This window comes from Gracilibacillus oryzae (assembly GCF_009498735.1).
Taxonomy (GTDB): Bacteria; Bacillota; Bacilli; order Bacillales; family Amphibacillaceae; genus Gracilibacillus; species Gracilibacillus oryzae.
Map to the genome: position 1 here is coordinate 201,594 of NZ_ML762427.1, position 14,217 is coordinate 215,810.

General features: G+C 37.2%; 11 protein-coding genes and 1 pseudogene. 4 read left to right on the forward strand and 8 right to left on the reverse strand.

The genetic code is table 11. The features are described from left to right. From F9U64_RS22915 to F9U64_RS07850, 3 genes and pseudogenes are all read right to left on the reverse strand, one after another. Positions 1–401 (reverse strand): annotated as a pseudogene (locus tag F9U64_RS22915) (ABC transporter ATP-binding protein); the annotation flags it as partial. Between the two features lie 627 nt (positions 402–1,028). Then, complete coding sequence (locus tag F9U64_RS07845) at positions 1,029–2,369, reverse strand: sensor histidine kinase (protein ID WP_153402453.1); 1,341 nt, start codon at positions 2,367–2,369, stop codon at positions 1,029–1,031. After that, a complete protein-coding gene (locus F9U64_RS07850) occupies positions 2,366–3,034 on the reverse strand; it encodes a response regulator transcription factor (RefSeq protein ID WP_153402454.1) in 669 nt (222 codons plus the stop codon). Before F9U64_RS07850 ends, F9U64_RS07845 begins: the two co-directional genes overlap by 4 nt. Positions 3,035–3,235: 201 nt before the next feature. Here F9U64_RS07850 and F9U64_RS07855 point away from each other — a divergent pair, with 201 nt between their 5' ends. The 4 genes from F9U64_RS07855 (at position 3,236) to F9U64_RS07870 (ending at position 7,454) form a co-directional block, all read left to right on the forward strand. Next, positions 3,236–4,819 (forward strand): spore germination protein, encoded by a 1,584-nt coding sequence (locus tag F9U64_RS07855; RefSeq protein ID WP_194287307.1) that lies wholly within the window; start codon positions 3,236–3,238, stop codon positions 4,817–4,819. Positions 4,820–4,834: 15 nt separating this feature from the next. Next, positions 4,835–6,049 carry a Ger(x)C family spore germination protein gene (locus tag F9U64_RS07860; RefSeq protein ID WP_153402455.1) on the forward strand — a complete coding sequence of 405 codons (1,215 nt, stop codon included), beginning with the start codon at positions 4,835–4,837 and terminating at the stop codon, positions 6,047–6,049. Between the two features lies 1 nt (position 6,050). Next, complete coding sequence (locus F9U64_RS07865; protein ID WP_153402456.1) at positions 6,051–6,299, forward strand: hypothetical protein; 249 nt, start codon at positions 6,051–6,053, stop codon at positions 6,297–6,299. Between the two features lie 63 nt (positions 6,300–6,362). Continuing rightward, the gene (locus F9U64_RS07870; RefSeq protein WP_228275630.1) at positions 6,363–7,454 is read left to right on the forward strand and encodes a GerAB/ArcD/ProY family transporter; all 1,092 of its coding nucleotides are present in this window, start codon (positions 6,363–6,365) and stop codon (positions 7,452–7,454) included. Positions 7,455–7,509: 55 nt separating this feature from the next. On the opposite strand, the gene F9U64_RS07875 is transcribed toward F9U64_RS07870, so the two are convergent. The 5 genes from F9U64_RS07875 to F9U64_RS07895 all read right to left on the reverse strand — a co-directional run bounded on the left by F9U64_RS07875 (position 7,510) and on the right by F9U64_RS07895 (position 14,206). Continuing rightward, complete coding sequence (locus F9U64_RS07875) at positions 7,510–8,910, reverse strand: sugar porter family MFS transporter (RefSeq protein ID WP_153402458.1); 1,401 nt, start codon at positions 8,908–8,910, stop codon at positions 7,510–7,512. Positions 8,911–9,275: 365 nt separating this feature from the next. After that, a complete protein-coding gene (locus F9U64_RS07880; RefSeq protein WP_153402459.1) occupies positions 9,276–10,829 on the reverse strand; it encodes a response regulator transcription factor in 1,554 nt (517 codons plus the stop codon). A gap of 1 nt (position 10,830) precedes the next feature. Further along, entirely contained in the window at positions 10,831–12,258 is a 1,428-nt protein-coding gene (locus F9U64_RS07885) for a sensor histidine kinase (RefSeq protein ID WP_153402460.1), read from the reverse strand. Beyond that, the gene (locus F9U64_RS07890) at positions 12,255–13,247 is read right to left on the reverse strand and encodes a sugar-binding protein (protein WP_153402461.1); all 993 of its coding nucleotides are present in this window, start codon (positions 13,245–13,247) and stop codon (positions 12,255–12,257) included. The genes F9U64_RS07885 and F9U64_RS07890 overlap by 4 nt, the downstream gene beginning before the upstream one ends. Before the next feature lie 143 nt (positions 13,248–13,390). Next, on the reverse strand, positions 13,391–14,206 hold the full coding sequence (locus tag F9U64_RS07895; RefSeq protein WP_153402462.1) for a polysaccharide deacetylase family protein: 816 nt from the start codon (positions 14,204–14,206) through the stop codon (positions 13,391–13,393). Positions 14,207–14,217: the final 11 nt, after the last annotated feature.

Consider the following 14,217-nt stretch of genomic DNA (forward strand, 5'->3'; position numbering starts at 1 on the left):
AATGAGAATCCTTTTACTTTCTTTTTGGCCACATCCTGCAAGCGGACAATTTCGAGCACTTCTTTTATTCTTGCTTTTGGTACACCAAGGATTTTCCTTAATGCTTCGAGATTTTCATATGCAGTTAAATGAGGATAGTAAGACGGATTCTCTACTAATGATCCTACTTTCTTTAAAATATTGATTCGCTCTTTTTTTAAATCCTGCTGGAAAATATGAATCGAGCCAGATGTCGGTCTCATTAATCCTAACAGCATCCGTATCGTTGTTGTTTTTCCTGCACCATTCGGTCCTAGAAATCCGTAAATTTCCCCTTTTGGTACTTTCATCTCAATTCCTGCAACTGCTTGTTCTTTGCCAAATCGTTTCGTTAAATTATTCGTTTCAATGATATATTCCATTATTCATCACCTCTGTTATTAATCATAGAGGTTGAAGGTTAAAACAAAGTATAGAAGAAGTTTAAATTTTGTTTAAAAAAAGCATAGGACGTAACTAATTCATTTGATAGTTAAATGGAATGAAGGAATTTGTTTAATGATTCATCTTATCAACAAGTCTCTATCTGACTTTCTTTACATTTGTGCTTTATCCCCATTTTATTAACAAACCTCTTCTGCACTTCCCTACTTTTGTTCCTTATCCCCATTTTATTAACAATTCTCTACCTGCACTTCCTTACTTTTGTTCTTTATCCTCATTTTTATTAACAAATCTCTTCCTGCATTTCTTCACTTTTGTTCTTTATCCCCATTTTATTAACAATTCTCTTGCTGCATTTCCTTACTTTTGAGTTTTATCCTCAGTTTATTAACAAATCCCTTCCTGTATTTCCTCACCTTTGTCCTTTATCCTCAGCTTATCAACAATTCGCTTCCTGGCATGCGATACTTTTGGGGTTAATCCGGAACAGATGACAGTAATCTTGTTTGTTAAACCAATGATAAGGACAAAAAAGAAGGAATTGCATCCGTTTGAATGAAAATCCCTTCTTTTTAAACCTTTTATAATTGTTCACTTAGATGTGTTTACAAGTCTGTCCCAGCTTTTTGCTTCAATCGTAACAGTGTAATTACGGTTCCGCGATCTGTTGAATGGATCCTCCACTCAAGATTCATCCCTTTTACCATCATATCTACAATAGATAATCCAATTCCAGAACCTTTTTGATCAGAAATACCTTGCATTCCTTTTCCTTTATCCATAATAAGAATGGCATCATATTGAGCTGTCGATTCTGTTTTTACCGCCACATATTTGCCGCTGGCAGCATGGCGCAGAACGTTTTGCAAGAGGTTATCAAGAATGCGGCCATACCAAAGCGGATCAACCAGCCACTTACTTTGTTTAAATCCACTTAAATCCACTTCTATTTCAAAGCCCTCCTTTTCAAAGACAGGGTACCATGTTGCAAGAGACTCTCGGGTATGGCGAATAACGTCAATTTCCTGAAGATCCAATTTGTATTTACTTGCCATTAATAATGTGTAAGACATCAGGTTTTCAATTAATTTATCAATATCCTCAATGGATTTCTCCATTACAGTTAAGGACTGTTTCGCAGCACTCGGTAATTCCGTTTTGGCAAACTCATAAGTATGGGCGTTCAATTTGGTTAGAGGTGTGCGCAGATCATGCGATAAATTGGCGATCAATTCTTTTCGTAATTGTTCTTCTTCTTGTTCACGCAATCTGCTTTCCTTTAATTCCTCTACCATTCGATTAAATGAATGCTGTAATCGACCGATTTCATCTTGCTTCTTTACTTCCACATGAATCGGTAATCCATCTACATCTCTCATTTCCATCGCTTCTTGCAGTTGCAATAACCTTTTCCTTATCCCGCGAAAGAATAAAAATGACAGGAAAATAAACAAGAATATAAAAACTATTGTACCAATCAGCAAAATAATGCCAAATCGGTCATAGGCAATTTGAACAGGGGTTTTGAATAACTCTCTTGAAATCTCAAACACAATAAAACCGTTGGAATCATTATTTCCGGGATACGCAATGACTGTAAAAGCTGTCCATTCATTGGGAATCTCTCTGTCTGCATCTGATTGTGTCATCAAATCACCATCTTGATTAACCCAGAACATTGATGCATCTTCATATTTCTCTTGCCATTCCTCGAAAAGCTGCTGTACCTCTGGAACAGAAACCTCTTCTAATTGAGCAGCACTTTTATGCCACTGTTCTTCTATCACATCATAATCTGCCTCATCTGATGTATATGGCCTGTCAATACCTTGTGATAGTCCAAAAATGAAGATGGCAAGGATAAGATAAACAATTTGCACTAAAGATATTGCTAATATAATGATCAGCATATATTTTGCCAATAAGGATTGGAAGAGCTTTTTCATGCTTTCACCCGATACCCAATCCCGCGAATTGTTTCAATAACAGCGGGTCTCGCCGGGTTCTCTTCAATCTTTTCACGCAAATAGCGAATATGAACCATAAGTGTTTTATCCCCTTCCATAAAGGCTTCTCCCCATACACCCTCATAGAGCTGTTCCTTTGTCAGGATCTGATTCAGGTGTCTGATAAAATACTGAAACAGCTGAAATTGCTTTCCTGTCAGCAGAATTTCCTTATCTGTAATTTTATCAACAATCAGCATTGATTTGGGATCAATTTTTAAATGACCAATTTCTAAAACAGTATCATTCTTTTGATATCTTCTCAGCAGCACTTCTACTCTTGCCGCAAGTTCTTCCGGGTGAAATGGTTTTGTCAGATAGTCATCAGCAAAACCAAGTCCTTCGATCTTATCCTCTACTGCCGTACGGGCGGAAAGCATAAGAATGGGAAGGTCCCCCGCCTCCCTTTTTATCCGCTTGCCAATTGAAAATCCATCCAAGCCCGGTAACATAATATCTATAATAGCTAGATCAATGTTTGCTGTATACTCTTCCAGATCTTCTCCAGATTTTAGCCAAATCACTTCATAACCTCTTGCTTTCAGATAATCTGTTACCCAGCTCCCTATTTCTATTTCATCTTCTATATATAAAATCCGTACCATTCTGTATCCCCTATCTTAATCTTGTTTACTTTTAATTGATTCAATTGTACATTATCCAAAAAACTTTTACTATGTATCAACATTAAAGGAAATAATACGAAAAATATACATATTTTCTAGATTATTAGTAAATATTATTCCAACAAGAGAATCTTCTCGCATCTAAAAAGATGAATTACTATAGAGGAAAAATTGATAATTATGAGACAAAAATTTAAAAAAACATCTAGTACTAATAAAAGAGATATCACTAATATCTCTTCAGAATATGAAGTGAACTTATCGAATGAACTTGAATCTAACAAGAAGGAGATCTATCGCCTTTTAGGTAATAGTTCAGATTTAGTAACACGTGAATTTCAGTTAGGCAAGATTAGACCAATCAATGCAAGGATTCTTTTTTTAGATGGGTTAATTGATAAGGAATTCATTCAAAATTATCTTTTGAATCCATTGATTAATGATCTAAGAGAATCGAAATCAGACGAAAAAGTACTAGATGTCCAGGAATTATACCAATTTATTAAGGACTTCACCATTACGACCGCTGAATTAGCAGAAATCAAAAATTTCAAAGGTTTACTGGAACATTTATTAGCCGGTGACACGATATTACTGATTGATGGGATTGCCAAAGGATTTGCTGTAGGGGCTAGGGGAGCAAAGGAACGTGGAGTGGAGGAACCAACAACACAAAAAGTTGTCCGTGGTCCCAAAGATTCATTTACAGAAACAATTAGTGTAAACATTGCATTAATTAGAAAGAGAATTAAAGACCCTAATTTATGGTTGGAGTCATTTGCTTATGGAAGAAAAACAAAGACAAAAGTAACGATTGCGTATATTCATGGTATTGTTAATCCAAGAATAGTTGATGAGGTAAAAGCCAGATTAGCTAAAATCGATATAGATGGGATCTTAGAGAGTGGATACATAGAGGAACTCATTGAAGATGAAACATACACCCCTTTTCCAACGATGTTTAATACAGAAAGACCTGATGCTGTCAGTGCAGCATTGTTAGAGGGGAAAGTAGCTATTTTAGTTGATGGTACTCCATTTGTTTTATTGGTCCCAGCACTTTTTGTCGATTTCTTTCAAGCAAGTGAAGATTATTATCAAAGAAGTGATATTTCCAGCTTAATTAGACTTTTACGCTATATTGCATTTTTCTTAGCATTATTAACGCCGTCTGTATATATTGCTTTAACAACATTTCATCAGGAAATGATACCGACAACCCTGCTCGTCAGCTTAGCAGCACAGAGGGAAGGAATTCCATTTCCCGCATTTGTCGAGGCCCTTCTAATGGAGATCACCTTTGAATTATTAAGAGAAGCCGGGATCCGATTACCCACTCCGATTGGTTCAGCTATTTCTATTGTTGGAGCACTTGTTTTAGGACAAGCTGCGGTAGATGCAGGGATCGTGTCTGCAACAATGGTTATTGTAGTCTCATTAACTGCAATCAGCAGCTTTATCTTTCCTAGTTATAGCTTAGCCATCAGTGTCAGGATGCTGCGCTTTCCTTTTATGGTAATGGCAGCAACATTCGGCTTGTTCGGGATATTTATTGGATTAATCATATTAACATTACATCTAACTAGTTTACGCTCTTTTGGAATTCCCTATCTATCACCATTCGCACCTTTTATTGCTGAAGATCAAAGAGATGCCGTTTTCCGCGCACCTAGGTGGGCACAAAAGAAAAGACCAAGACTTATTAACCAACGCAACACGAGACGGGAAAATGCTGGACAGCCACAGCCTGACAGAAAAGGATAAAAGAGGGATGGCATCATGAAAATTATACTCAGACTTTTTATCTCGTTAATTATTTGCCTTAGTTTAAGTGGTTGCTGGAGTGCGAAAGAGTTAACCGATATTACATTAGCAACAGCACTCGCTATTGATAAAGATGAAAATAATGAATATAAAGTAACCATACAAGTAGTAAATCCCAGTGAAGTTGCCGGGGACCAGATTTCATCCAGGTCTAGTGTGGCAACCTATTCAGCTACTGGCAGAACCATGTTTGAAGCAGTTAGAAAAATTACGAAAATATCTCCAAGAAAAGTGCATCTTAGCCATCTTCAAATCCTTGTATATGGAGAGGAATTCGCACGAGAAGGAATTGGTGAGACATTAGATTTCTTAATAAGAGATCATGGATTTCGTACCGATTTCACAATAGCCATCGCCAAAGGCTTAACTGCAGAGGATTTAGTTAGCGTCTTAACACCTTTAGAAAAAATACCGGCACAGAAAATCGCCTCAAGCATCGAATCCTCCCAGGACAATTGGGCACCTTCTAAAGAAGTGTTATTAAATGAACTGATAGAATCAGTGTCCTCAGAAGGAAAAGATGCTATTCTGACTGGCATATATGTTCAAGGAGATCCTGATGAAGGAAAGAGTATGCAAAATGTGGAAAGTGCAGACGCTCCTGCTAAAGTTCGCCTAGATGCGATAGGTGTTTTTAGTGGCGATAAATTATTAGGCTGGTTAAACGAAGATCAGAGTAAAGGATTTAATTATATTACAAATAATATTAGCAGTACGGTAGGGTGGGTTAACTGCGGGGACGGTGACAGGACAATAACACTAGAAGTTATCAACAGTGAAACGAAAATAAAAGGATCGATCAAAAATGGGAAACCTGAAATAAACCTGGATCTTAACATAGCAGTAAATGTGGCTGACGTTGAATGCTCGATAGACTTAACCAATACAGAAGAACGGAATGAGGTTGAAAAAAAACTCGAACAAAAAACGGTGGACCTAATTAATGATAGTGTTAGTGCAGCTAAGGAATATGAGAGTGATATATTCGGATTTGGCGCCGCTATTCGCCGTTCCGATCCACAAGAATGGAAAAATGTAAAAGATAATTGGGCAACATTGTTTCCAGAAACAGATGTAAAAGCAAATGTCACAGTACAAATTGAACAGTCGGGGATGATTACTACACCAATCTATAATGACATAAAGAAAAAAACAAAAGAAGGGAATTAATATGCTGAACGCTATATTATTTTGGTCAATAAGCTCTATCTTTTTCTATAAAGAAGGGAAGAGATTATGGAAATTAAAAGCAAAGAAAGATATGATTATATTCACCATTTTCATGTGTTTTGCTGTCACAATCATAACCTTGCATCTATTTGGAGTTCAATTCCCTTATTTAATTCATGTTTTAGATTTTATTACAAAGCCGATCTCAGAGCCATTAAGACAATGGTTGAATAGCTTCCATCATACCTAATTCATAAAGCTATTCAAGATATCCCTTCATTTTTATAGTCCTTATTGAGGAGGAAATTCAGTGATGGAAAAGATTGATGGTAAGCAATTTACCATACTAGTTATCATGAATACACTTGGGGCATCCATAATATTCATTCCTTCAATCGCTACTGGCTTTGGTAAGGAAAACGGTTGGCTGACTGTCCTCTTTTCCATTGCGTTTGGAATGTTGATTGTCTCTATGTATAGTGTGATTATTAAACAACAAGCAGAAAGGGATATTTTCTGTTTTATTGAAGACACTTTCGGCAAATGGTTCGGAGTTATTATCATTATCTTATTCAACGGTTACCTCTTCACAAATGCATCCGCCAATTTATGGGCAATTGGTGATTTTATGTCATTGCAAATTTTAATGGGTACACCTGAACAAGCAATTGAACTAATCATTATCGGTACAGCTCTAATCGCAATCAGACACGGTATTGAGGTGATTGGCCGTACCGCTGAGGTATTCTTCCCTTTTACGATGCTGTCTACATCGCTTTTAACATTACTTGTTATGGAAGAAGCAAATTGGCAAAATATCCAGCCTGTTTTTCAACTAAATCGATTGGATACATTTGTTGGCACAATACCAATTATTGTTATCACTTTTTTGGAATTATTTATTCTTCTCGGCATTACACATAAAGTAAATCGTCCAAAAAGTGCCCAGAAAGGTTTACTCTTAGGCGGGTTTATTAGTGGAATGCTGCTCCTGGTCATTACTACTGCTTGTATTGTTGTGTTAGGTTTAAAAGCGACAACACATTATACTTATCCCATATACGCTTTAGGGCAAAGGATAAGTTTATTCAATTTTCTTGAACGGGTTGAGATCCTTGTTGCATTTATTTGGTTTTTCACTATTTTCTTTAAGATTAGTATCACCTTTTACATCTTATCAAACGGTATGAGTTATTTACTGAAATTAAAAAATCATAAAACATTATCTATTCCATTAGCATTGCTTTTATTTCTAGGTTCCGCCATTCTGATTCCTACCACATTTAATGTATTTACCTTTATCTATGGTCCCTATCTTGTCTTTTCGGTTCTATTCACTATCATTTTACCAATCTGTATTTTGTTAATTAATTCGGTGAAAAGCAAACAGCAAAAAGGGTCATAAGCATGGTAAATACCCGCTAGAGAAAGCTCTGCGGGTACTTAGAAGATGTCAACTACTATGCCATTTTTCCGTATGTTTTCTCTTTCTTTTTCTCAGCTTTAGAATTCCAGATCTCTCCGATTTCTTCTAGCGATTTATTCTTCGTTTCCGGCACAATCGTCATAACAAAGATAAAGCAGATAACGTTAATAACCGCAAACATCCAGAATGTAAAGGCACTGCCCATATTATTAATTAATACTGGTGTAAACTGTCCAATTGCCCAGTTTGCTCCCCATAAGAAGATAGTCGCAATTCCTACCGCTTTTGCGCGCAGGTGATTCGGAAAAATCTCCGGAATCATAATCCACGGAATTGGTCCCATTGAAATACAGAAGGAAGCAGTAAAACCAGCAATAAACATAATTAAAAGTACACCTGAGTTTTCAGGAGAAAAATAAAATACACTGCCGATTAACAGCATAAATACTGCCATTAAACTTGAACCGATAGCCATCAATTTCTTTCTTCCTAATTTATCAATAAGCAGAATCGCTACAATTGTAAAAGCTACTTGAACACTTCCAATAATGCTTGTTGCAAGAAACTCTGTATTATTCTCAAATCCTACACTTCGAAAAATATCCGGACCATAATATGTGACCGCATTCATTCCGATCACCTGATTAAATAATGCAAGAAAAATACCTACACCCATTGCCATTCGTAATCCTGGCTTTAATAATTCTTTCGCTGAACTGCTCTGTTCCACTTTAATGGAAGCTTTGATCTCCTGCTCTTCTTTTTTCGCAATTTCTTCTCCATTAATACGCTTCAAAATCTGATAAGCTTCTTCATCTTTCCCTTTTTGAATCAGATATCTGGGACTCTCAGGAATAAAGAATAAGAGCACTAAGAAAATGATTCCCGGAATCGTACCATAACCTAACATCCAGCGCCAGCCAATTTCGAGCCCCCAATCATACGTACCGCTATTCGCCACACCATAATTAATATAGAATGTTGCACAAATACCAAGTATTGTGAATAGTTGATACATCGAGCCTAAACGGCCGCGAATCGCAGGTGGTGCACACTCACTGATATACGTAACAGATAATGCAGAAGCAAAACCAATTCCAAAACCACCTAGAATTCTAGCAAGAACTAATGTTGTTATATCAATCGCAAATGCTGAACCCAATGCAGAAATGATAAAAAATACTGCGGATAACATTAATATATTTTTCCGACCGAACCTGTCACTCAAGTAACCAGACAATGCCACACCGATGACCCCGCCAATCATAACACAAGATATTACCCAGCCTTCCATTGCCGGACTTAGATTATATAAATCTTGCAAATAACCAATAGCTCCTGATATAACTGCTGTATCAAAACCATATAATAAACCTGCCATCCCAGCAGCTGCTGCGATTAAGATGACATACCATAAAGAGTGTTTCTTTGCCATATTCATCCCTCACCTTTAGATTTTTTGATATCGCTTTCTTTTTAACTTTCAATATAAAGCAACTAATCAGCTTGTCGCTTGTATTTAATTTACCATGTATGCTCTTACAAAATAGCGCATTCATCTTCACTATTTTGCTAAATACTAGACTTTTTTGTTCTGCAGATGTCCAGTAAGAAAAGCGCAAAGCGCCCGTTCTGCCCCGACAAGCTTAAGCGAAACTGCGACATGGCGATCTTTGCCAAATAGCAGGATCGCTTAAGAGCTCGAGGGGCAGGCGCTTGGAGCTAGACATCTCCGTTTATGCTTTCTTACCCAGTAAAAAAAACGCTCATACGAATATGAACGTGAACGTCTTTTGTGTTTTATTGATATTTATGCCGGAAATCACTTGGACTCATACCCACTTCTTTTTTAAATACCCGACTAAAGTAGTTAGGGTCCCTGTAACCAATATTCAAAGCGATTTCTTTTAGCGGGGTAACGCCATCCAAAAGATATGTTTTCGCTTTTTGTATCCTCAGTTCTGTTACATATTCCACAAATGTTACATCAAAATACTCCTTGAACAGCTTACTTAAATAATAGGAGCTTAAATTTACGTGAGCTGCCACTTCATCTAATGTAATTGCTTTTTGAAAGTGCTGATTGACATATTCTTTTGCTTGAATAAGCAGCCCCTCTACCCCATTTGTTCTCCAATCAGCAATCTGCTCTATAACAGACAGAAGATGTGCTTTTGCTATTTCCTTGATCTGCATGTTTGTCTCATATTGGTGAAAAGATATAGCAAAATCCTGCTCTAAACCTAACTCCTGTGTTGTTCGCGTTAATATTATAAAGAAATTTTCAATTGCCTTTTGAACATTCTTTACACTGTAATCCGCTTGTTGCTGAATCCATTGAAAATACTGGTCAAATGCTGACAGACTTGTTTGCTGGTCTCCTTTTTGAACTGCTTCGAGCACCTCTTTTTCCAATTCATAAGGAACAAATTCCTTTCTTCGAGCTTCCAGTTTCTCGCTGTATATCAAATAGCGTGCATTTGCATGATTTTGCAATAACGCAAGGGCATAGATTGCTTCTTCATATGATTTAGAGAACTGTTGGACACTTTCCACCACTGTTCCAACCCCGGCATTTACATTACAATCCTCTAAGAGATGTGACGATGAATGAATGACTGACTTGGTAAATTCTTCTCTTATATCTATTGCTTCTTCATCATCCAATTTTACAAATACAGGAACTTGGAAACTTGTTAACGGACCCACGAAACATTTCAATGTCTGTTCCTCTAAAGACTGCTTTAATAATTTGTACCATTCACTTTTCCTATTATGATCAGGGTTGAGATAATCGGAAGAGAATGAAAAAACGGAAACAAATCCCTTTGCATCTTCTATGTCAAGCCATTGTTTCCAATCACTGACGTCATGAACATGATCAAGCATCAGGGAAACAATGAATTCCATCTCCATTAAAGTGCTGGCTTGCTCTAATTTGCCCAAAATCACTTTATTCTCAAGCCTCTGTGTTTTTTCTTTGCGGACTTCTTCTGCCATTCGATCAAATGCTTCCAGTACTTCTTTTACTTTGCTGGGTTTGAGCAAATATTCCTTTACTCCGTATTTCATTGCCTCTTGTGCATATTGAAAAGTATCATAAGCAGAAACCATAATACACTTTGCTTCAGGTAACTGAGTGGAAATTTCTTTCACTGCTTCCAAGCCGTCAATCACCGGCATTTTAATATCCATAAAGATAATGTCAGGCTGATGGAGCTTGGCAAGTTCTATTGCCTTTTCTCCATTTTGCGCCTCTCCTGCAACCTCTATATCTGTTCGATTTCTTTCTAATATGAGGCGTAGTCCTTCTCTTTCAATTGCCTCATCATCCACTAGCAATACTTTGATCATTTTACATTTCCCCTGTCCAGGATAATTGAATAAGAATAGTTGTCCCATTGCCTTGTTTTGAATCAATGAGAAATTCACTATGTTTATCAAACAGTTTTAATCGGCTGATTACATTTTTAAGGCCGATCCCTGTTGAATGGCCAGAATGACTTTCAACGGTCTGCTCATTTGTATCCTCTTCCTTGCTTAATATACGGTCAATTGTCTTTTGATCCATCCCTGTACCATTATCTTTGATTTCCATACAGACTTTTTGTTCACAAGGAAAGATGTTCAGTTCTATTCTTGCCCCCTCTGCCATTCCTTCTATGCCATGGACAAAAGCATTTTCCACGATCGGCTGAAGTGTTAAACAGGGAATCGGCTGTGTCAGACATTCTTCCTCTATATCCACCAGAAATTCTACACGATCACCAAACCGGCTTTTTTGAATGAAAAAATATTCTTTAACTATTTCTACTTCATCCTTAATTGTTGTGTCTCTGTCTATATTTCCAATATTGTAACGCAGTAAGGAAGAGATGCTTGTAATTAAATCACTTGTCCTGTCTGCTCCTTCAATATAAGCAGTCTTGGAAATAGTATTTAATGTATTAAATAAAAAATGTGGATTAATTTGATTTTGGAGACTTCTCAGCTCCATTTCCTTTAATAACTGTGCAAGTCTTGCCTTTTCCTTCACCTCATTAACAGAAGCTACAATACTGTGTTTCATTTCATTAAAGGTTTCCGTTAAAATCCAGAGTTCATCCTTTGTCGGGACTGCTACATCCTTGCCATCATAATTTCCCGCAGATATTTCTTTTGCTGCATCCGTCAGTTTCGTAATCGTTCGTGTTATCCCATCTGAGAACCAGACAGCAAACAGAATGCTGAAAATAATGATAGAAACAAATATTGCTGTGCCCATATTTTTCGTAAAGGTAATTCTCTTATCTTCTAAAGATATATAATGTTGATATGCTGTCAATTCTTCATTTAAGAGTTCTAATGTCTTTTCGTGAATATAATCAGCTGTATGATCTGCTTCACTTAAGTTATAGGAGTATTTTTCCACATCTGTTTCATTTACTCCCTGAACTGTCTGGTCACTATTTTTCAGAAAACTTGTCAGCATACTCAAATAGTTCTTCTTTTCTATTCCCTCTGTTGTTAACTGATCATACTCTTCTTGCAAACGCAATAACTGTTGTTTATGCTCCTGATAAAATATAAGATTTTCTTCGATTGGTTCATGGACATATATTTGCAATGACTGGAAGGTTTCATCTGTTTTGCTTGTCAATTCGTTTAAAAGCAAATAGTGGTCAGTACTATTATTGTGCAACTCGATCATTTTCTCTGTGTTCTGTTCTCTTACAAGAAACATTATAATAACTAACATCAGAACAGAGACAAAATAGAGAAGTAATTTTGTCCGTATCTTCATGGTGTATCACTCTTCTCTATTAAATCTTGTTCTCTGACAATATTAACATCTGTATAATGAGTTTTTTCAATTGACTTGCCATTTAACATTCCCAGCATTAATTCAATACTGCGATAACCCATTTCATAAGGTTTTTGCCCAATTAATACATCGATCATACCTTGTTTCATAAGCTCGATATTTTCTGGCAATGTATCAAAACCAATCACATACAAGTCATCTTTGGCTATATTTAAGGAAGCTGCCGCATGTGCTATACCGATCCCGTCTAACGCACTGGTTCCATACATCGCATCAATTTCCGGATGTTCCTGTAACATTTGATAAGCTTTTTCCTCTGCTGTTACTCTGGTAATGTTCGACTCTTCAATTGCAACAATTTCTATGTTTTGTTCTTCAGCTAAAGCTGCGCGGAAGCTCTGCACTCGCAATTGATGGTGCGCATTAGTGAAGCTGCCTGTAATAATGCCAATTGTTGCATTCCCGTTTGTGTCCTCAGCCAGAGTTTCTCCAGCAATTCTCCCCGCATTATAATTATCTGTCCCAATATATGTAGAGCGCATACTATCCGGCGCATCTGTATCGATCGTAATAACAGGAATACCCTCCCTGACCGCCTTATTTATCATCGGTAAAAAATCATCGTTTAATGCTTGTACAATCAGTCCGTCTGGATTGGCCTTTATCGCAATATCCAATAATTCCAGCTGTTCATCCGGATTCGATCTTCTTGGTCCTTCATATTCCACATAAACATCATAGTGCTCTTCCGTATCTTTGGCACCTTCCCCTACTAACCGCCAATAATCATGATCCATTTCTTCCCCTATCAGGATAAAATGATACTCAGGTAACTCCTGTGTTGTCTCCATACTCCGGTCTATTTGCTGATCATATTTCTGGGCTTGTATATAGTAATAAAATGAGAAACTGACCGATATGATAAAACAAAATGATAGTGCTGTATAGATGATGGATTTCCGTTTCATAGCTTCCTCCTGCCTCTACGTGATACAGTCTCGCTTTTCTAGAATCCATTCTATCTTAACCTTCACCTGGACTAAAAATCAAAAGCATGTATCTATAAATATAAAAAAGGGCACCTGCTACCATTGTGCCCTTGACAGATAAATTAATTATTCACAAAATGTGTCCAGCTGATTTGCTCTCCACCTTTCACTTCGACATTGATACCATCGACGCATAACCAGACAGACATAGCTGATGGATTATAAACAAATTGACTGTCTGCTGAGAACTTCAGATTTTGAAAAGCATTCAAATAATCTACAATCTCCAGATTTGTTGCATACCATATATCCTCCCGCTTGCCGATATACATACAGAAATCGTTAATCAGGTCCCAGTTTTGATCATGATCAAATTCATAGCTGTGGCCCCAGACATATAGCATGTATAAGTATTGCTTTTTATGGAGCTGCACAAAATCGCCTGCCAGCTTCATCAGATTCCTGTTATGATGACAAGTGGGATTCCATTCAAGCAAATCATCAGGCATCGCAAAACTCTCTGTACTGTTCACCGTCCGGGCATATTCCATTCCTAAATGTGGCAGCAATTCTTTGATATATTGGTTGTAGGAGCCGTTTGGATAGGACATTCCTCTCACCGTTTTGCCTGCGATCCGTTCTAATCCTTTTCGGTCTTCTACTATTTCTTCAATCAGCTGTTCTTTCGGAGATCTGGCTATGGTAGGATGTGTGACAGTATGTGCGGATATCTCATGACCATGGTACAGTTCTGCTATTTCTTCCCCCGGTATACGATCTCCTTGCCCTACCAGTCCTGAATTAAGGTGAAAAGTACCCTTAATCCCATGATTGTTGAAAATTTCTACAAGGCGGCGATCAGCTTCTTTTCCATCATCATAACTCATTGTAAGTACTTTATGTTTCCCTTGTGGAAACGTCATTGTAATTTGAGGCATTCTTAGTCAGC